This is a genomic window from Streptomyces tuirus (assembly GCF_014701095.1).
In the GTDB taxonomy this organism is placed as follows: domain Bacteria; phylum Actinomycetota; class Actinomycetes; order Streptomycetales; family Streptomycetaceae; genus Streptomyces; species Streptomyces tuirus.
Map to the genome: position 1 here is coordinate 1204541 of NZ_AP023439.1, position 18330 is coordinate 1222870.

17 protein-coding genes are annotated in these 18330 nt (G+C 72.5%); 3 read left to right on the top strand and 14 right to left on the bottom strand.

Features of this window, described 5'->3' with window-relative positions; translation table 11 throughout:
* Nucleotide 1: 1 nt before the first annotated feature.
* A complete protein-coding gene (locus tag IGS69_RS05670) occupies nucleotides 2–1231 on the bottom strand; it encodes a glycoside hydrolase family 10 protein (protein ID WP_190897466.1) in 1230 nt (409 codons plus the stop codon).
* Nucleotides 1232–1411: 180 nt separating this feature from the next.
* Between IGS69_RS05670 and IGS69_RS05675 the strand changes: the two genes are divergently transcribed.
* Both IGS69_RS05675 and IGS69_RS05680 read left to right on the top strand, forming a co-directional pair.
* Nucleotides 1412–2287, top strand: coding sequence for a 3-hydroxybutyryl-CoA dehydrogenase (locus tag IGS69_RS05675; protein ID WP_190897467.1), 876 nt, complete (start codon nucleotides 1412–1414; stop codon nucleotides 2285–2287).
* Nucleotides 2288–2511: 224 nt separating this feature from the next.
* Nucleotides 2512–2769, top strand: a complete 258-nt coding sequence (locus IGS69_RS05680) for a hypothetical protein (RefSeq protein ID WP_190897468.1) — start codon at nucleotides 2512–2514, stop codon at nucleotides 2767–2769.
* 1 nt (nucleotide 2770) lies between these two features.
* Here IGS69_RS05680 and IGS69_RS05685 read toward each other — a convergent pair whose 3' ends face one another.
* The 10 genes from IGS69_RS05685 to infC all read right to left on the bottom strand — a co-directional run bounded on the left by IGS69_RS05685 (nucleotide 2771) and on the right by infC (nucleotide 13553).
* Nucleotides 2771–3316 (bottom strand): NUDIX hydrolase, encoded by a 546-nt coding sequence (locus IGS69_RS05685; protein WP_190897469.1) that lies wholly within the window; start codon nucleotides 3314–3316, stop codon nucleotides 2771–2773.
* Between the two features lie 106 nt (nucleotides 3317–3422).
* Nucleotides 3423–4763 (bottom strand): transcriptional regulator, encoded by a 1341-nt coding sequence (locus tag IGS69_RS05690; protein ID WP_190897470.1) that lies wholly within the window; start codon nucleotides 4761–4763, stop codon nucleotides 3423–3425.
* Nucleotides 4764–5031: 268 nt separating this feature from the next.
* The gene (locus tag IGS69_RS05695; RefSeq protein WP_190897471.1) at nucleotides 5032–6048 is read right to left on the bottom strand and encodes a PP2C family protein-serine/threonine phosphatase; all 1017 of its coding nucleotides are present in this window, start codon (nucleotides 6046–6048) and stop codon (nucleotides 5032–5034) included.
* Nucleotides 6049–6196: 148 nt separating this feature from the next.
* Complete coding sequence (pheT, locus tag IGS69_RS05700) at nucleotides 6197–8710, bottom strand: phenylalanine--tRNA ligase subunit beta (RefSeq protein ID WP_190897472.1); 2514 nt, start codon at nucleotides 8708–8710, stop codon at nucleotides 6197–6199.
* Nucleotides 8710–9837, bottom strand: coding sequence for a phenylalanine--tRNA ligase subunit alpha (gene pheS / locus IGS69_RS05705; protein ID WP_190897473.1), 1128 nt, complete (start codon nucleotides 9835–9837; stop codon nucleotides 8710–8712). Before pheS ends, pheT begins: the two co-directional genes overlap by 1 nt.
* 128 nt (nucleotides 9838–9965) lie before the next feature.
* Nucleotides 9966–11117 carry a sensor histidine kinase gene (locus IGS69_RS05710; protein WP_190897474.1) on the bottom strand — a complete coding sequence of 384 codons (1152 nt, stop codon included), beginning with the start codon at nucleotides 11115–11117 and terminating at the stop codon, nucleotides 9966–9968.
* A gap of 54 nt (nucleotides 11118–11171) precedes the next feature.
* Nucleotides 11172–12032: a TrmH family RNA methyltransferase gene (locus IGS69_RS05715; RefSeq protein ID WP_190897475.1), complete on the bottom strand. Its 861-nt coding sequence runs from the start codon at nucleotides 12030–12032 to the stop codon at nucleotides 11172–11174.
* 86 nt (nucleotides 12033–12118) lie between these two features.
* Nucleotides 12119–12502 carry a 50S ribosomal protein L20 gene (gene rplT / locus IGS69_RS05720; protein WP_003989074.1) on the bottom strand — a complete coding sequence of 128 codons (384 nt, stop codon included), beginning with the start codon at nucleotides 12500–12502 and terminating at the stop codon, nucleotides 12119–12121.
* Nucleotides 12503–12600: 98 nt separating this feature from the next.
* On the bottom strand, nucleotides 12601–12795 hold the full coding sequence (gene rpmI, locus IGS69_RS05725) for a 50S ribosomal protein L35 (RefSeq protein ID WP_019065473.1): 195 nt from the start codon (nucleotides 12793–12795) through the stop codon (nucleotides 12601–12603).
* A gap of 107 nt (nucleotides 12796–12902) precedes the next feature.
* A complete protein-coding gene (infC, locus tag IGS69_RS05730; protein WP_190904389.1) occupies nucleotides 12903–13553 on the bottom strand; it encodes a translation initiation factor IF-3 in 651 nt (216 codons plus the stop codon).
* Between the two features lie 395 nt (nucleotides 13554–13948).
* Between infC and IGS69_RS05735 the strand changes: the two genes are divergently transcribed.
* Entirely contained in the window at nucleotides 13949–14305 is a 357-nt protein-coding gene (locus IGS69_RS05735; protein WP_030848736.1) for a DUF1844 domain-containing protein, read from the top strand.
* 110 nt (nucleotides 14306–14415) lie between these two features.
* On the opposite strand, the gene IGS69_RS05740 is transcribed toward IGS69_RS05735, so the two are convergent.
* The 3 genes from IGS69_RS05740 to IGS69_RS05750 are packed head-to-tail and all read right to left on the bottom strand — an operon-like array spanning nucleotide 14416 to nucleotide 17510.
* Nucleotides 14416–15144 (bottom strand): SseB family protein, encoded by a 729-nt coding sequence (locus IGS69_RS05740; protein WP_190897476.1) that lies wholly within the window; start codon nucleotides 15142–15144, stop codon nucleotides 14416–14418.
* Nucleotides 15145–15186: 42 nt separating this feature from the next.
* Nucleotides 15187–16344 carry a type VII secretion-associated serine protease mycosin gene (gene mycP, locus IGS69_RS05745; RefSeq protein WP_190897477.1) on the bottom strand — a complete coding sequence of 386 codons (1158 nt, stop codon included), beginning with the start codon at nucleotides 16342–16344 and terminating at the stop codon, nucleotides 15187–15189.
* 47 nt (nucleotides 16345–16391) lie between these two features.
* Nucleotides 16392–17510 (bottom strand): hypothetical protein, encoded by a 1119-nt coding sequence (locus tag IGS69_RS05750; RefSeq protein WP_232543443.1) that lies wholly within the window; start codon nucleotides 17508–17510, stop codon nucleotides 16392–16394.
* Between the last annotated feature and the right edge of the window lie 820 nt (nucleotides 17511–18330).

An 18330-nucleotide genomic window follows, 5' to 3' on the forward strand; every position in this document is an offset into this window, starting at 1 on the left:
ATCAGCGCGGGGGCGGCGCCGGCTGCCCGTAGTGGTCGGCGACGACCCGCGCCATCGCCCCGATCCGGTCGGTCGCCACGTCCTTGGCGGCGAAGTAGACATGCCCACGCACCTGTGTGTGCTCCCCGGCCAGCGTCAGGTGCCGGGACAGCTCGCCCGTCTGCTGCCACGCCGCGGGCTGCGCCGGGTCGCCCGCCTTGTACAGCGCCTCCCCGATGTAGAGCTGCGTCGAGCTGCCGCGCGCGACCTCCGCCCACCAGGGCACCAGCTTCGCGTAGTCGGCGGCGGCGAAGCCGATGTTCCAGTACAGCTGCGGGACGATGTAGTCGATCCAGCCCTCGCGCACCCACTTCCGGGTGTCCGCGTGCAGATCGTCGTACGTCTCCACGCCCGCCTTGGTGTCCGAGCCGAGCGGGTCGGTCCCGGCGTTGCGCCACACGCCGAAGGGGCTGATGCCGAAGCGTGCGCCGGGCCGGACCTCCTTGACGCGGTCCGCCGTCTCCCGCACCAGCAGGTCGATGTTGTCCCGGCGCCAGGCGGCCCGGTCCGGGAAGCCGCCGCCGTGCTCGTCGTAGGCGTCGTCGTCGTCGAAGGTCTGCCCGGCCACGGGGTACGGGTAGAAGTAGTCGTCGAAGTGGACGCCGTCCACGGGGTACTTCGCCACCGCGTCGAGCATCGCGTCCTCGACGAAGGCGCGGACCTCGGGCAGTCCCGGGTTGTAGAAGAGCTTCCCGCCGTACGTCACCGCCCAGTGGGGGTTCTGGCGGGCGGGGTGGGAGGCGGCCAGGCGGGACGGGTCGGCGTGCACGGCGATCCGGTACGGGTTGAACCAGGCGTGCAGCTGAAGACCCCGGGCATGGGCCTCCTCGACGGCCGTGCCCAGCGGGTCCCATCCGGGATCCTTGCCCTGGGTGCCGGTGAGGTACTGCGACCAGGGCTCGTACGGCGAGGGCCACATCGCGTCCGCCGTGGGCCGGACCTGGAAGAACACGGTGTTGAGGCGGTGGTCGGCCGCCGTGTCGAGATGGGTGAGCAGTTCGGCGCGCTGCTGCGACGCGCTCAGCCCGGACTTCGACGGCCAGTCGCGGTTGGCCACGGACGCGATCCAGACGCCCCGCATCTCGGACTCCGCCGCCCCGCCCCGGTGTCCGGTCGCGGCCGACGCGCGAGGCATCATCGTGAAAGCCGACAGCGCCGCCACCGCGAACGCCCTGCGTGAGACTCGTCCCATCCGCATGCCCCAAACAGCCGCGGATCCGCCCGGTCGCGGATCGCTCCGGGCCCAGCATGCCCGAAGCCGGCCCTCCCCCCGCGATCGATCATCGATACTTCGGAGTAACGTGCTCGAACGGAGCAGGCGCCGGGACCCGGCGAGCCTGCCCGGACGTGGATCAGCAGCGAAAGGGACGATGTGACGGAGACCCCAGCGGGAGACATTGCACGCGTCGGAGTCGTGGGCTGCGGTCAGATGGGCGCGGGCATCGCCGAGGTGTGCGCCCGGGCCGGCCTGGACGTCATGGTCGCCGAGACCACCGGCGAGGCCCTGGAGATCGGCCGCACCCGGCTGTTCGGCTCCCTGGCCAAGGCAGCCGAGCGCGGCAAGATCACCGAGGAGGAGCAGGAGGCCACGCTGGCCCGCCTGAGCTTCACCACGGACCTCGGCGAGTTCGCCGACCGTGACCTGGTGATCGAGGCCGTCGTCGAGAACGAGCAGGTCAAGACCGAGATCTTCCAGGTGCTCGACCAGGTCGTGACCCGGCCTGACGCGATCCTGGCCTCCAACACCTCCTCGATCCCGCTGGTGAAGCTCGCGGTGGCGACCTCGCGGCCCGACCAGGTCATCGGCATCCACTTCTTCAACCCGGCCCCGGTGCAAAAGCTCGTCGAGCTGATCCCGGCGCTCACCACGTCCGAGGGCACGATCAGCCGCGCCCAGCTGTTCACCGAGAAGCTGCTCGGCAAGCACGCCATCCGCGCCCAGGACCGCTCCGGCTTCGTCGTCAACGCGCTGCTGATCCCGTATCTGCTCTCCGCGATCCGGATGTTCGAGACGGGCATCGCCAGCCGCGAGGACATCGACAACGGCATGGAGATGGGCTGCGCCCACCCGATGGGCCCCCTGAAGCTCTCCGACCTGATCGGTCTGGACACGGTCGCCTCGGTCGCCCAGTCCATGTACGAGGAGTACAAGGAGCCCCTGTACGCCGCTCCCCCGCTCCTGCAGCGCATGGTCGACGCGGGCCGGCTGGGCCGCAAGACGGGCTCGGGCTTCTACACGTACGCCTGACCGCCGTACGCCGGACCGTCGACGAGGCCGGTTACGGACGGTCAGATTTCGGCCAGGCCGCGGGCCCGGCACCTGAAAGGGTGCCGGGCCCGCGGCATTCACACACCGTGTGCGCGCCGGGCTCGCATATGCCCCTCGCACACTCTCCCCAGGCGCCCACCAGGCGAGTTGACTCCTCATGCGCATGCAAGGGATGTGCAACGACTACGGAAAGGAGCGGACTCGTGACCGCCGATCCCGAGCATCCCGTCGTCCAAGGAGAACTCGCAGAGTTACGACGCCGCCTCGACGTGGCCTACGCCCGTGTCGAGGGCGGACTGGCTCTGCTCAGTCACCGCACCGAGGAGACCGCCAAGGAGATCGACGAGCTCAACACCCGGATCCACTCGCTCGAACACGCGCGCTGGCCGCTGCCCGCGGTCGCCGCCCTCACCGCCGTGGGTGCCCTCGTCGTGGCGATCTGGCAGGCGCTGGGACATTAGCTCAGGGCAACGTGTCCTGACCGAGCCTGAGATGGTGCAGCAGAAGTAACGCGGCCGCCATGTTGGCGGCCGGGACCTCGCCGCGGGCGACCATGTCGGGGACGAGTTTGAGAGGCACCCATTCCCTGCGGTCCGACTCGAAGTCGTCCACGGGGTGCCCGACGTAGTCGCCCTCGTCGGCCCAGTACACGTGGTGCCGGGCGTCGGTGAGCCCGTTGGACGGCTCCATGCTCATGAGATGGCGCAGGGGTCCCGGCCGCCAGCCGGTTTCCTCCTCCAGTTCCCTGGCGGCCGCGCGGGCGATGTCCTCGCCGTCCTCGACCACTCCCGCCGCGAGTTCCCACCCCCAGCTGTCGGTGATGAAGCGGTGCCGCCAGAGCAGCAGCACCTCGTTGGCCTCGTTGACGACCGTGGCCACCGCAACGGGCCGCAGCCGTATGAGGAAGTGGTCCAGATGCCGGCCGTCGGGCAGTTCGACATCCGCGAGATTGACGCTGAACCAGCGGTTTGAGTACACAGTTTGTTCGTTGTGTTTCGTCCACTGCACGGTTCTGCCACCTTCCGTCGAGTAAGTGGCAATATCGCAGCAGGGACGGAGGGAGAGCAGGCGCACGGGAAGCGCCTCGGAGCGACACGGGCACCACCGCCCGGTTCTACAACGGTACGCGCAAGGCCCCGTCGATGAGTTCGGCCGCCTCGGCCGTGCCCGCGCAACCGCTGCGCACCAGGTGCTCCCGCACCGCGCGCAGCCGGTCCCGCAGCCGCTGGGATTCCATGCCGCGGGCCTGCTCGGCCATCTGCACCGCGATGGCCACCGCCTTGTCGGCGTTGCCCTGCCGCAGCTCGATGGTGCTGAGCATCGCCAGCCGGTGCACCCGGCCGCGGTCGTGCGCCGGGTTGTCGACGGCTGCCGCGGCATGCTCCCCCGCAGCCGCGATCTCCCCGAGGCTCAACAGCGCCTCCGCCACCTGCACGTTGACGAGCCCGGGCTGGACATATCCGGTCTCGTCGGGCTCGTAGCCACGCCGGATGCGCTCGGCGGACTGCTCGGCCCGCCGGATGCAGGACAGGGCGCTGGTGCCGTCGCCGAGATGCGCGTACGCCTTGGCCTGCATCGCGTACAGGTCGGAGGCGAGCGCCGGGGTGATGTGCTTGCCGGCGGCCCGCAGCGCCGCCTCCGCGAAGGCCACCGACTGCCGGTACTCCCGCATGAACAGCGACTGGTTGACGAGCAGGGCGATCACATACGCCCCGAGCCCCCGGTCCCCGCTGGCCTTGGCGAGCCGCAGCGCCTGGTGGAAGTAGCGCTGGGCGAGTCCGTGGGCGTCGGAGTCGTACGCGCAGATGCCGGCCACCGCCACCAGCCCGCCGGTGGCCCGGTGCAGTTGCCGGCCGGTCTCGTCGGTGTAGCTGCCACGCAGCAGCGGCGCGGCCTCGGCGTTGAGGAAGCCGACGATCCGGGCCCGCGTCGCGATGCCCCCGGCCTTGCGGTACAGCTGCTCGTAGTGCGCGCGGGCGGCCCGCAGCATCTCCAAGTCGCCCCTGGTGACCCGGTGTCTGCCGCCGCGGGAGACGTCCACGTCCTCGGGCGGGTTCTCCCACTCCCACACCGGCATCACGGCGGGCGTGCCGGTGAGCGCGGGCGCGCCCAGGATGTGCGGACGCTGCTGCTGGTCGGAGCGCCACAGGGCGGTGGCCCGTTCGACGAACCCGGACAGCGAGCCGGTGTGCGGGGCGGACGGCTCGCCGGGCACGCCGAGGCCGATGTCGTCGAGGGTGACCTGCCGTTGCAGCCGGCCCGCGAGCACCTCGCAGATCAGGTCGGGCACCTGGCCCCGGGGCCGCTGCCCCTTCAACCACCGGGCGACGGCGGTGTGTTCGTACCTCAGGGACAGACCACGTGCCCGTCCCGCCTGGTTGACGTGTGCGGCCAGCCCCGCGTTCGAGATCCCCGCCTCGTCCAGGATCGCGTCGAGCAGAGTGTTGGGCTGCATGTGGGCCCCCGGATGGCTCGGTGCGGACAGGTTAGTGGTTCCGCCTTCACACGGGGTGTGAACGGAGTGCCCGAATCCGCACGGTGTGCGCACTGTCGCTCACAGTCGCCGGCCGGTTGACTGAATTGCCTCGAAAGAGGCCGGCCGGGCCGCCGGCTCCCCCTCGTACAGTGCGGCGGCCCGCACCCGCCGTCCGCCCAGCTGCCTGCCCGACACTTCGTGGCGGGGCGGACGGCTCCGCCGGCGGAGCCGTTGTATCGCCGCGGTGTCAGAGGGGTGTGGTCGGCTGCGGCGACGTCGTGGCCGTTCGCCCGGTTCCCCGCACCCCCAGGTGTGCGGGCCGCCCGTTCCTCAGCACCAGCAGGGCGATGTCGTCCGGCGGTGTGCCCCGGGTGTGGTGCCGCAGAGCGGTCGAGATCCTGGCGACGACCGCCTGCGGGAAGAGCGGGCCTTCCGCCACCGCACTCGACAGCGCCGTCGCCAGGGGGAAGAACCGGCCACGGGCGTCCCGGGCGTCCTGCGCGCCGTCCGTGAACAGGAACAACGCCTCATCGGGCTCGAGACGGCCGAGCCCCACCGTCGGCAGCACCGGTGGCAGCGGGAACAGGCCCAGCGGCGGATGCGGGTCGCCGGGGGCGAGTTGTTCCGCCCGGACGCCGCTCAGCAGGTACGGCCAGGGATGGCCGCAGTTCAGCGCGAGCATCTCGCCGTCGGGCCGGATCTCCACGAGGAGCAGGGTCACGAACTCCTCGGCGGCGCCCGCGGGGTGCTCCTGGCGCAGATGACGGGCCAGGGCGCGATCGAGCCGGCGCAGCACCCCGTCGAGGTCCTGCTCGTCGTGGGCGGCCTCGCGGAAGCAGCCCAGCACGGCGGCGACGGTCCCGAACGCGCCGATCCCGTGCCCGCGGACGTCGCCCATCACGGCCCGCACGCCCTGCTCGGTGGCGACGACCTCGTACAGGTCACCCCCGACCGCGGCGCCACGCTCGGCCGACACCTGGGCGGCGGCCACGTCCAGCCCGTCGATCCGCGAGGGCAGCGGCCGCAGCAGTGCGCGCTGCGCGGCGCCGGCGACCCGGCGCACCTGCCGCAGCTCGCGCACCAGCGAGTGCCGCACGTGCAGGACCAATGCCGTCCCGACGGCGAAGAACACGGCGCTGGTGACGATCCGCGCCTGGAGACCGGACTCCTGGGCGAGCGGACAGAGCAGCTTGTACGCGACCCCCGCCGCGCCCCACGCGATGGGAAGACCGAGGCTGCGCACCCGACCCCTGACGCGGATCATGCCGATGGCCCCCCAATAGGCCCTGACACACAGAATCGGACCGGCCCGAGAAGGCCGGTCCGATTCTGTCGACAGCACACCGAAAAAAGGGGAGATCATCCACCTTTACCACTCAAAAGAGTGAGGTGACCCGACCCTCTCCCAAGGCTCAGCTCCGCAGCTCCGCACCCACACGCTCACCCGCGAGGGCGACCGCCGCGTCCCGGGCCGCGGAAGCCTCGTCCACGGTCAGCGTCCGGTCGGGGGCGCGGAACCGCAGCGCGTACGCCAGCGACTTCCGCCCCTCGCCCAGCTGCTCGGCGTTCTCGTACACGTCGAACAGCCGGATGGACTCCAGCAGTTCGCCGGCCCCGTCCCGCAGTGCCGCCTCGACGTCCGCGGCCGGCACGAACGCGTCGACGACCAGGGCGACGTCCTGCGTGGCGACCGGGAACGTGGAGATCCGCGGTGCCACCACCGTGGTGTCACCGGCGGCCTCCACCGCGTCCAGGTCGAGCTCCATCGCGCAGGTGCGCGCGGGCAGCCCGAGGGCCTTCACGACCCGCGGGTGCAACTCGCCGGCGTGCCCGACGATCCGCTCGGCGCCGTCCACCGTGACCGCCAGCTCGGCGCAGCGCCCGGGGTGCCACGGGCCGTACTGGCCCTTGCGGACGACGAGCTCGGCGCCGGCCTCACGGGCGACGGACCGTGCGGCCTCGACCGCGTCGGCCCATTCGGCCGGACGGCCCTTGCCCCACCAGCCGGCCTGCTCACGTGCCCCGGCGAGGACGACGGCGATGTGCCGCGGCTGCTCGGGGAGCGCCGCGTTCAGCTCGGCGAGCTCCTCGTCGGTCGGGCGACGGTCGACGGGCAGTACGGCCGCGATGCGCTGCTCCTCGCGCGGCCGGAAGACCAGACCGGACTCGAACAGCGCGAGGTCGTGCGAGCCCCGGCCGTCGTTGCGCCGCAGGGTGGCGAGCAGACCCGGCAGCAGCGACGTGCGCAGCGCGGGCTCCTCGTCGCTCAGCGGGTTGCTGAGCCTGACGACGCGGCGGGCGGGGTCGTCCGCCTCGAGGCCGAGCTGGTCGAAGACCTGCTCGCTGATGAACGGGTAGTTCAGCGCCTCGACGTATCCGGCACCGGCCAGGGCGCGGCCGACGCGGCGGTGCAGCCGCTGCCGTTCCGTCAGGCCGAGACCCGCGGGCGGCTTGGGCAGCGTGGAGGGCAGGTTCTCGTAGCCCTCCAGCCGGATGACCTCTTCGGCGAGGTCGTTGGGGTCGGTGAGGTCGGGCCGCCAGGAGGGGACGGTGACGATCAGCTCGTCCTGCCCGTACACGTCGCAGCCGACCTCCTGGAGGCGGCGCACGACGGTCTCGCGGCCGTAGGCGACGCCCGCGACCTTGTCCGGGTGGTCGGCCGGGATGGTGATGGTGCGCGGCGCGGACGGGGCGACGACCTCGGTGACGCCGGCCTCGGCGGTACCGCCCGCGAGCAGGACCAGCAGGTCGACGGTGCGCTGCGCGGCAGCCGCCGCGGCCTGCGGGTCGACGCCGCGCTCGAAGCGCCGGGACGCCTCGGAGGACAGCTTGTGCCGACGGGCCGTACGCGCGATCGACACCGGGTCGAAGTGCGCGGCCTCGATGACGACGTCCGCCGTGGCGTTCTCGACGCTGTCGTGGTCGGCGATCTCCGTGTTGGCGCCGCCCATGACGCCGGCGAGCCCGATCGGGCCGCGGTCGTCGGTGATGACCAGGTCCTCGGCGTCCAGCGTGCGCTCGACGCCGTCGAGGGTGGTGAGCTTCTCGCCCTCCTCGGCCCGGCGCACTCCGATGGTGCCCTGGACCAGGCCGCGGTCGTAGGCGTGCAGGGGCTGGCCGATCTCCATCATCACGTAGTTCGTGACGTCGACGGCGAGCGAGATCGGGCGCATGCCGACCTTCTGCAGGCGGCGCTGGAGCCAGATCGGGGAGCGCGCCTCGGCGCTGAGGCCGGTCACCGTGCGGGCGGTGAAGCGGTCGCAGCCGGTGGGGTCCGAGACCTGCACCGGGTAGCCGTAGGCGTTGGGTCCGGGCACGTCGATCAGCGCCGGGTCGCGCAGCGGCAGGCCGTAGGCGGTGGCCGTCTCACGGGCCACGCCGCGCAGCGACAGGCAGTAGCCGCGGTCGGGCGTGACCGCGATGTCGAGGACCTCGTCGACCAGTTCCAGCAGCTCGACGGCGTCCTTGCCGATCTCGGTCTCCGGCGGCAGGACGATGATGCCCTTGGTGCCGTCGTCGCCCATGTTCAGCTCGTCGCTCGAGCAGATCATGCCGCGCGACATCCGGCCGTAGGTCTTGCGCTCGGCGATCTGGAAGTCACCGGGCAGGACGGCGCCGGGCAGGGCCACGACGACCTTGTCGCCCACGGCGAAGTTGCGGGCGCCGCAGATGATCTCCTGCGGTTCGCCGGTGCCGTTGGCCTGGCCGACGTCGACGGTGCAGAAGCGGATCGGCTTCTTGAAGTCCGTCAGCTCCTCGATCGTCGCCACCTGACCGACGACCAGCGGACCCTTGAGGTCGGCGCCGAGCTGCTCGACGCTCTCGACCTCCAGACCGGCCGAAATGAGCTTGGCCTGCACGTCACGACCGGTCTCCGTCTCCGGCAGGTCGACGTACTCCCGCAGCCAAGAAAGCGGGACCCGCATCAGATCTCCATCCCGAACGGCCGGGTGAACCGGACGTCACCCTCGACCATGTCTCGCATGTCTTCGACGTTGTGGCGGAACATCAGCATCCGCTCGATGCCGAACCCGAAGGCGAACCCGCTGTACTTCTCGGGGTCGACGCCGCAGGCGGTGAGCACCCGCGGGTTGACCATGCCGCAGCCGCCGAGCTCGATCCAGCCCTCGGAGGAACAGGTGCGGCAGGGGCGGTCGGGGTTGCCGATGGACTCGCCCTTGCAGACGTAGCAGAGCATGTCCATCTCGGCGCTGGGCTCGGTGAACGGGAAGAAGTTCGGCCGCAGCCGGGTCTTCATGTCCGCGCCGAACAGGGCCTGGACCATGTGGTCCAAAGTGCCCTTGAGGTCGGCCATCGTCAGGCCCTCGTCGACCGCCAGCAGCTCGATCTGGTGGAAGACGGGCGTGTGCGTGGCGTCCAGCTCGTCGGTGCGGAACACACGGCCGGGGCAGACGATGTAGACCGGCAGCTCACGGTCGAGCAGCGCGCGGGCCTGCACCGGGGAGGTGTGGGTGCGCAGGACGACGCCGGACCCGGACTCGTCGGTGCCCTCGGGGCCCTGGACGAAGAAGGTGTCCTGCATCTGCCGGGCCGGGTGGTCGGGCAGGAAGTTCAGGGCGTCGAAGTTGAACCACTCCGCCTCGGCCTCCGGCCCTTCGGCGACCTCGTAGCCCATGGCCACGAAGACGTCCGCGACCCGCTCCATCATGGTGGTGAGCGGGTGCCGGGCGCCGGGCGGTACGCGGTCGTACGGCAGCGTGACGTCCACCGCCTCCTCGACGAGCACGCGCGCGTCCCGCTCGGCCTCGAGCTCCGCCTGGCGGGCGGCGAGGGCCTTGTTCACGGCGCCCCGGGCCTGGCCGACGCGCTTGCCGGCCTCGGCCTTGGCGTGCGGGGGCAGGGCGCCGATCTCGCGGTTGGCGAGGGCCAGCGGGGAGGTGGGGCCGGTCTGGGCGACCTTGGCCTCGTGGAGCGCGTCGAGGGAGTCCGCGGCAGCGAAGGCGGCGAGCGCCTCGTCCCGCATGCGCTCGATCTCTTCCGGTTTCAACGTCTCGACCTCGACAGGGTCGTACGACTTATTCGGTGCCGACATCTCTTCCCGTGCTTCCGATTGGCTGGCTGGAGGTCCCCGTCTCCGACTCGGACGGCCGCCTGAAGGGACACAAAGGTGCCAATGGCCGAGTCTAACGGGGTGGAGGTACGCGAATGCGCCCGCGGTGCTCAGGCGAGATAGGCCGGAGCGCTCACGGGCAACGTAAATCGGAACTCGGCGCCGGCGCCGGGGGCGCGGCCGACCGTGATGGTGCCGCCGTGGGCCTCGACGATGCCCTTGACGATGTACAGCCCGAGGCCGGTCCCACCGCGCTTGCTGCCCCGCCAGAAGCGGGTGAAGACGCGGTTCATGGACTCCTCCGGGATGCCGGGCCCCTCGTCGCTCACCGTGACCGACGTGGCTGCGTTCTCGGCGGGCTCGCCCTCGCGGAGGGACGCCGTGGCCGTGACGTCGATCGTGACAGTTCCCTCGCCGTGCCGCACGGCATTTTCCAGCAGGTTGCTGAGCACCTGGTCGATCTTGTCGGGGTCGGCCCACAGGTCGGGCAGCGGCTGCTGGACGCGCAGCAGGAACCGGTCGGCGGGCTGGCCCGCGGCGACGTAGGCCTGGATGTGCCGTCCGACGGCGGCGCCGATGTCGACGGGCTGGCGGCGCACCTCAAGGCGCCCGGAGTCGATCCGGGAGATGTCGAGCAGCTCGGCGATGAGCCGGGTGACCCGGTCGGCGTCGGCGTCGACGGTCTCCAGCATCAGGCGCTTCTGGTCGTCGGTGAAGCGTTCCCACTTGGCGAGCAGGGTGGCGGTGAAGCCCTTGACGGAGGTCAGCGGGGAGCGCAGTTCGTGGGCGACGGTGGCGATCAGCTCGGCGTGGCTGCGCTCGGTGCGGCGGCGGGCCTCGGTGTCGCGCAGGGTGACGACCAGGCGCGTCAGGGGGCCGGTGGGCCGGGTGCGGACGTAGCGCGCGCAGACCAGCACCTCACGGCCGCCGGGCAGGAGCAGGTTGCGCTCGGGCTGTCCGACGCGGATGGCGAGGCCGCCGTACGGGTCGGTCAGCTGCCACCAGCGCCGGCCCTCCAGGTCCTCTAACGGCAGCGCCTTCTCCAGGCGCTGCCCGAGGGCGTCCTGGGCGCGGACGGCGGTGATGCGCTCGGCGGCCGCGTTGAAGCAGATGACGTGGCCCTGCTCGTCGGCGACGACGAGTCCGTCGGGCAGCTGGTCGGGGTCGATGCCGAGTCCGGCGGGATCACCGGGTGGCCGGGACGCGGCGGGCGGGTTCCCGGCGTCCTGGGCTCCCGGTGCGCTGCTCGTGCCGACACTCATCCCCGTACCCCACCTCCAAGGCTCCGCAGAGGGGTCCCTGAGCTGGTCACCCTACTAGTTCCCGGTGACGGAGCGGCACCCTCCGGCGGCGCGCTGTGCACGCGCCGACGCATAGAGACATACGGCCGCGGCGGTGGCGAGGTTCAGGCTCTCAGCCTTCCCGTGGATCGGCACGCGCACGACGGCGTCCGTGAGGGCGCGGGTCTCCTCCGGCAGGCCCCACGCCTCGTTGCCGAAGACCCAGGCGGTCGGCACGCCCATGGTGCCCTTGTCGAGCTCGTCGTCGAGGTCGCGGTCGCCCGCGCCGTCGGCGGCGACGACCCGGACGCCGGCGTCCCGCAGCCGCTCGACGGCGTGCTCCACGGGGACGCCGACGGCGACGGGCAGGTGGAACAGGGAGCCGACGGAGGCGCGGACGGCCTTGGGGTTGTACACGTCGACGGAGGCGTCGGTCAGGACGACGGCCTCGGCCCCGGCGGCGTCGGCGCAGCGCAGCACGGTCCCCGCGTTGCCGGGGTCACGGACGTTGGCGAGGAGGGCGACGAGCCGCGGGCGGGCCGCGAGGACCTCCTCGAACGGCGTGTCCAGGAACCGGCAGACGCCGACGAGGCCCTGCGGGGTGACGGTGGTGGAGATGTCGGCGATGACCTGCTCGGCGGCGAGGTGCACACGGGCTCCGGCGTCCCGGGCCGCTCCGACGATGTCGGCGTAGCGCTCGGCGGCCTCGGGAGTGGTGAACAGCTCCACGAGGGTGGCGGCGTCCCCGGCCCGGTGCCCGGCGGCTTCCCGCACGGCCTGCGGTCCCTCCGCGAGGAACAGCCGGTCCTTCCCCCGGAAGTTCCGCTTGGCCAGCCGCCGCGCGGCCAGGACGCGGGGGGAGCGGGGGGAGATGAGCTCGGGGGTGGCGGGAGGCATCCGGTTCGCTTTCTGGGTAGCTGCACAGCAGGACCCGCAGACCATCCGGCCTGCGGGTCCTCAGTCACATCGGCTTCGAGCCGGCGTCACGCAGCCTTCGGCGCGTTCACGTCGCTCGGCAGCGCCTTCTGGGCGACCTCGACGAGGGCGGCGAACGCACCGGCGTCGTTGACGGCCAGCTCGGCCAGGATCTTGCGGTCGACCTCGACGTTCGCGGCCTTCAGACCCTGGATGAAGCGGTTGTAGGTCATGCCGTTGGCGCGGGCAGCGGCGTTGATGCGCTGGATCCACAGCTGACGGAAGTCGCCCTTGCGCTTCTTGCGGTCGTTGTAGTTGTAGACCAGCGAGTGGGTGACCTGCTCCTTGGCCTTGCGGTACAGGCGCGAACGCTGACCGCGGTAGCCGGAGGCCTGCTCGAGGATCGCCCGACGCTTCTTGTGGGCGTTGACTGCCCGCTTGACGCGTGCCACTTGTTAACTCCTTGTAGCGGGGCCGTGGGGGTGCTCACACGACCCGAAATCGATTGGGTCCCGGTCTGATGTGCGTCCGGCGCTCACGCGCCCGGACGTCACTTGCCGAGAAGCTTCTTGATCTTCTTGGCGTCGCCCGGGGCCATCTCGGCGTTGCCGGTGAGGCGACGCGTCACACGGGACGACTTGTGCTCGAGCAGGTGGCGCTTGCCGGCGCGCTCGCGCAGCACCTTGCCGGAGCCGGTGATCTTGAAGCGCTTGCTGGCACCGCTGTGCGACTTGTTCTTCGGCATAGCGCCGTTCTCTCCTCGTCGGTGGCGCTCCGGTGCCCGGTCGCGAAACCGGGCACGGTGGAGCGTCGTCTTGTATCGGTTGCTTCCTGGGACTGGCGTCCCGGGAGTCACGCCTCGGCGGGCTCCTCGGCAGGCTCTTCGGCCGGCGCCTCGTGCTCCGCGGCGTTCTGCGACTTGCCGGGGTTGGCCTTCGCATCCGCCTTGCGGGCTTCCTGCGCCTGGCGAGCCTCGGCCATCGCCTCGGTCTTCTTCTTGTGCGGACCGAGAACCATGATCATGTTCCGGCCGTCCTGCTTCGGGTTCGACTCGACGAAACCGAGGTCCTGGACGTCCTCCGCGAGACGCTGCAGCAGTCGGTAGCCCAGTTCGGGACGGGACTGCTCGCGACCACGGAACATGATCGTGATCTTGACCTTGTCGCCCTGCTTGAGGAACCGAACGACGTGACCCTTCTTGGTGTCATAGTCGTGCGGGTCGATCTTCGGCCGGAGCTTCATCTCCTTGATGACCGTGTGCGCCTGGTTCTTGCGCGCCTCACGGGCCTTCATGGCCGACTCGTACTTGAACTTCCCGTAGTCCATGAGCTTGCACACGGGCGGACGGGCGTTCGCCGCGACCTCGACCAGGTCCAGGTCGTACTCCTGCGCAAGCTCCAGTGCCTTGGCCAGGGGAACGATGCCCACCTGCTCGCCACTGGGACCGACAAGTCGCACCTCGGGAACGCGAATCCGGTCGTTGATGCGGGGCTCGGCGCTGATGGATCCTCCTCGGTAGCACCACGCGACGGTCTGGCGGACGGCCGCGTAACGTCTGTGTTCGATAGACCTAACCGCGTCGAAGCAACAAAAATGCCCCGGACGATCCCAGGCGGGGCTCCTCGAACTACCGGAGCACCGCCGCGGGAAGCCGCGGGGCGCGCTTTCGGACGGATCACCGCCGCTGGGACGGGACCGCCTGACCGGTGACCCGCCGCCCTGAGGGTGATCGGGTGGGAGTTCGAAAGCCTCCACTTGTGGGCCGGGCCCGCGAGCTGTGAGGCACACGTGTCCGACCGGTCGTTACACGAGGTTACCAGCATGGGCCAGCAACGGCCAATTGGGGCGGGCCGGGGTCACGTGGGGTTCCCCCGCCCCCTGCGCCTATCGTGTGGGGCATGAGTGACACCCCTCCTGAGTCCCCCGACTTCGACGCCATGGCCCGCGACATCGCCGAGGTCCCCGCGGTCGAGGTGATCGTGACGGTCGCCGTCAACCTGATGAGCGCCGCCGCGGTGAAGCTCGGTCTGACCGAGGAGGGCGAGCAGCACAAGGACCTGGACGAGGCCCGCAAGCTGGTCCACGCCCTGGCCGGTCTGCTGGACGCGACGGCGACCGAGATCAGCTCCTTCCACGCGGCTCCCCTGCGCGACGGCCTGAAGTCGCTGCAGCTGGCGTTCCGCGAGGCCTCCCTCGTCCCGGACGAGCCGGGCCAGGGGCCGGGCGAGAAGTACACGGGTCCGGTCTACGGCTAGGTCGTGTCCGCAAAGTCCCGTCGTCCGCCCGGAGGGCGGGCCCCGCGGCGTCTGGTGCGTGCTCTCGGCGCGCCGGGCGGAGTCGCCTAGCCCGTCGGACGGCCTTCTCCTCAGCGTACGAACAGGGGCTCGCCCGGTGGCGTGACCTCGGCCGGCAGCAGTGCCAGGTCGAGGCCGCGCACCAGGCGGGCCCTCAGCGTTTCGTCGGCGGCGAGCCGCCGGGCCACCGCCTGGGCGGTTTCGGCGGGGGCCGCGGACGGGTCCAGCACCAGGGCGAGGGTGCCGTCGGCCTGCCCCGGCCCGAGGTGGGCGCGCACCACGGCGGGCTCGGCGGCCACGGCATCCCGTACGGCCCCCACCACGGCGGGATCGGCGAGCGGGTCGGTGCTCGCACGGCCCTCGGCGAGGGCGAGCAGCGCGGGCCCCGTCAGCTCGAAGGGCACCGGCCCCGCGACGTCGAGCACGACCGTGTCCGCCTTCTCGTGCGCGGCGGCCTGCAGGGCCTGGTGCAGGGGTACGGCGACGGGGCGGGCCGCCGGGTCCCAGCGGGCGAGGGAGTCCGTGGAGGTGAAGGCGGGCAGCGCGGTGCGGTTGCCGGCCTTCAGGGTCGGTACGGCCATGTCGCTGGTCTTCTCGCGGCGCAGCCCGTTCTCGTCCTCCTCGACCTCGCCGAGCACCGCCACGACGGGCACGAGCAGCCGGGCGCCCTTGAGGGCGGCGAGGACCGGACCCACCGCGCTCCGGTCCTCGGCCCAGGCGGCGAGGGCCGCGCCCAGCCGGGGGTCGGCGGAGCCGTCGTCGTCGGAGAAGCCGGGGTCCGGGATGTTCTTGTTCGCCACGCCTCGACCCTATCGGCCGGACGGTGCGCGTCCGGCAGCGGCTCAGAAGTCCTCGTGGCCGGTACGGCGGCCCCGCCACAGGACGACCGCAGCGACCAGCAGCACGCCGCCGGCGCCGCCCGCGAGGGGGGCGGCCCAGTCGGCGGTGTCGTCGTCGGAGGAGTCGGCGTCCGGTCCGCTGCCGAAGTACTTCGCACCGTGGGACGCCGGCTCGAGGCCCTCGGGCTCGATCCGGCCGGCGGCCTCGATGGCGGCGGCCGGGTCGACGAAGCCGAAGCCGCGGGAGTCGTCGCGGCCGCCGGACGGGGCGTTGCGGGCGGTGTCCTCCAGCAGCGACTTGATCTGGGCCGGGGCGAGGCCGGGATGGGCGGCCTTGACCAGGGCGGCGGCGCCGGAGACGAAGGCGGCGGCGGCGCTGGTACCCCAGCCCTCGTAGTACTTGTCGTCGGGGTCGGCGATGACGACGTCGACGCCGGGGGCGCTGACGGTGGCGTACCAGCGGCGGGTGGAGAAGGAGGCGCGGGTGCCGGCCCGGTCGACGGCGGTGGCGGCTATGACGCCGGGGTAGGCGGCCGGGTAGGAGATGTGGTCGCCCTTCTCGCCGCCGTTGCCGGCGGAGGCGACGACGACCACGCCCTTCTTCAGCGCGTACTGGACGGCCTGGTCCTCGCTGGGTTCGGGGTGCGCCGAGGCCGAGTCGTCGCCGAGGGAGAGGTTGATGACGTCGGCGCCGTGGTCGGCGGCCCAGCGGATGCCCTCGGCGAGGGCGTTGCCGCGGGTGGAGCGGGCCTTGGCGCGGGAGGGGTCGCCGTCCTCGAGGATCACGCGGACCGGGAGGATCTTCGCCTCGGGGGCGATGCCGAGGACGCCGTCGGCGTCGCCGGGGCCGTGCCCGTGGCCGGCGATGATGCCGGCCATGGCGGTGCCGTGCCGGGCCCAGGCGCGGTCGCCGGGTTCGGCTCCGAAGCGGATCAGGTCCTTGCCGGGCAGGACGTTGCCGGCCAGGTCGGGGTGGTCGGCGTCGACGCCGGTGTCCAGGACGGCGACGGTGACGCCCTCGCCCTTCGTGGTCCGCCAGGCCTCCTGGGTGTGCATGGCCTCCAGGGCCCACTGCTGGGCGCGGATGCCGTCGGCGTGCGCGGTGGCGGCGGGGAGGAGGACGAGGCCGGCGGTCAGCAGGACGCCGAGGGCGGTGGCCATGCGGGACGCCCTGCGCGGGCGTTTTCCGGCGGGGGTGTGTGCGGCGTTCACGACGGCTGCTCCGAGGCCGAACGGACGTTTCTGCGGAAGTCGCGTTCGACGCGGTCGGCCAGGCCCTGTGCCTCGTGGCCGAGGCCGGCCTGGGCGGCGGCGGTGGTGGCGTCGGCCTCCACGGCGTCCCCGGCGGGCTGGGGGTCGTCGACGGTGCGGCCGTCGGCCCAGCCGGAGACGGCGTAGACGACGACCGGGGCCTCGGTGAGCACGGAGACGGTCCAGGAGGCGCGCTGCGGGGCGCCGAAGCCGGCGGCGGGCGTGCCCTTCGCGGCGTACGGCAGGGGCATCAGGTCGCTGCGGCGGTCCAGGCGTTCCTTGCGGAAACGGTTCGCGAGGGCGGTCATGCCGGGTGCGTCGGCCGTGGTGAAGAGCAGGCCGACGGTGGTCACGTAGCTCTCGGTGGCGTCGGTGTAGGTGGCGCGCAGGAGGCGTTCGCAGCCGACCGGGGCGAGGGCCTTGCGCAGCAGCGGGTCGAAGGCGTCCTTGCAGCCGCTGTCGGGGGCGACGGCGATGCGGGTCCAGGTGCGGTCGGCTCCGCCGGGGCCGGCGCCGCGGCCCTGCACGGTGGGCGGGAACAGCTGGTCGACCGGGACGCTGTGCCAGAGGCTTCCGGTGGCGGCGAAGCTCCCGGGCGAGCCCTCTGCCCCGGAGTCGCCGACGAGCCAGCTGCCGGTGACCGCTCCCGAGATGAGGCCCAGCCCGAGCACGAGGCAGACGGCTGCCGCGGCGGCCTGCGACGCGCCGCGGCGGCCGAGCGGCCGGGGCCGGGCGTCGCCGTCGTAGCCCTCGGGTTCACCGAACGACACCAGGGGGCGGGTGGCGCTCCAGGAGAGGGCGGGGTCGGGAGTGACAGGGGCGGAGGGGGCCGTTGGTCGGTGCGTGGGACGCGGCGGGGTGGCGGGGCGGGTGGTCGTCGTCCCCTGCGCGGCGGTGCGGCCGAAGGGTGCGGCGGGGTCGTCCGGCTTCGGGTCGGCGGGGACCGGGCGCAGGCGCGCGGTCGTCTCGGACGAGTGCTCGCCGGGCGCGCCGGTACGGCGGGGCGGGGGCAGGCGGAACGGCCGCCCGGCCGTCTCCGACGCCGCCCCGGCCGAAGCGTCCGAACGTCCGGGCACGGAGAGCCGGAACGGCCTGCCGGAGGTCTCCGACGAGGCCCCGTCCTCCGTGTCCGTGCGCCCCGCACGGCCGGAGGATCCCGACGCGGGGAGGTGACGCGGCCGCGGGGGGACGTCAGCTGCGACGGAGGGCGTGTCCGGGCCTGTCCGGCCCGCACGGCCTGTGCCGGGCGCCGTGACCGACTCGGGGCGGACTGCACGGCCTGCGCCGGGCACCGTGTCCGACTCGGGGCGGAGCCCGCGGTTGACGCCGGACGCGGTGGACGACTCAGGGCGGGGCGTCGCACGGCCGACACCGGGAGCGGTGTCCGCACCAGGGCGGGCGTCGCGGCCGAGGCCGGACGCCGTGTACGACTCGGGGCGCGTGCCGCGCCTGACACCGGACGTCCTGTCCGTCGCCGCGCGGGCATCGCGGGCTGCGCCGGACGCCGTGGACGGCTCAGGGCCGGGCGCACGAGCGACACCAGGCGTCGCGGACGACCCAGGATGGGTCTCGCGGCCGGCCGTGGGGGGCGTGTCCGGGAGGCGGGTGGAGGCGCGGGGCGGGGGTGGTGCGGGGGGCTCGGTGCGCCGGACGGCGGCGGGCTCGGAGAGACGGGAGGACGCTGCGGCGTCGAGGTTCGTGGCGTCGAGGGTCGGGAAGCGGGGGTGGCCGTTCTGCCGGGCGGAGGGGGGCGTGTCCGTTCCGGCCCTGGTCGTCGCGGGGGCGGAAGCTGTGTCCGGGGTGTCCCGCTCATCCGTCGCAGGGGAAACCGGCGTGGCCGGGGGGTGTGACGGGCGGGGAGGGAAGGAGGCAGGTTGCGCTTCCGTGCTCATGCAC

Coding starts and splice junctions, on each gene's coding strand:
- IGS69_RS05735 (WP_030848736.1), top strand. CDS start 13,949: ATGAGTGACACCCCTCCTGAGTCCCCCGACTTCGACGCCATGGCCCGC.
- IGS69_RS05710 (WP_190897474.1), bottom strand. CDS start 11,117: ATGAGTGTCGGCACGAGCAGCGCACCGGGAGCCCAGGACGCCGGGAAC.
- rpmI (WP_019065473.1), bottom strand. CDS start 12,795: ATGCCGAAGAACAAGTCGCACAGCGGTGCCAGCAAGCGCTTCAAGATC.
- IGS69_RS05670 (WP_190897466.1), bottom strand. CDS start 1,231: ATGGGACGAGTCTCACGCAGGGCGTTCGCGGTGGCGGCGCTGTCGGCT.
- mycP (WP_190897477.1), bottom strand. CDS start 16,344: ATGGCCACCGCCCTCGGCGTCCTGCTGACCGCCGGCCTCGTCCTCCTC.
- IGS69_RS05690 (WP_190897470.1), bottom strand. CDS start 4,763: ATGCAGCCCAACACTCTGCTCGACGCGATCCTGGACGAGGCGGGGATC.
- pheS (WP_190897473.1), bottom strand. CDS start 9,837: ATGTCGGCACCGAATAAGTCGTACGACCCTGTCGAGGTCGAGACGTTG.
- IGS69_RS05715 (WP_190897475.1), bottom strand. CDS start 12,032: ATGCCTCCCGCCACCCCCGAGCTCATCTCCCCCCGCTCCCCCCGCGTC.
- IGS69_RS05695 (WP_190897471.1), bottom strand. CDS start 6,048: ATGATCCGCGTCAGGGGTCGGGTGCGCAGCCTCGGTCTTCCCATCGCG.
- pheT (WP_190897472.1), bottom strand. CDS start 8,710: ATGCGGGTCCCGCTTTCTTGGCTGCGGGAGTACGTCGACCTGCCGGAG.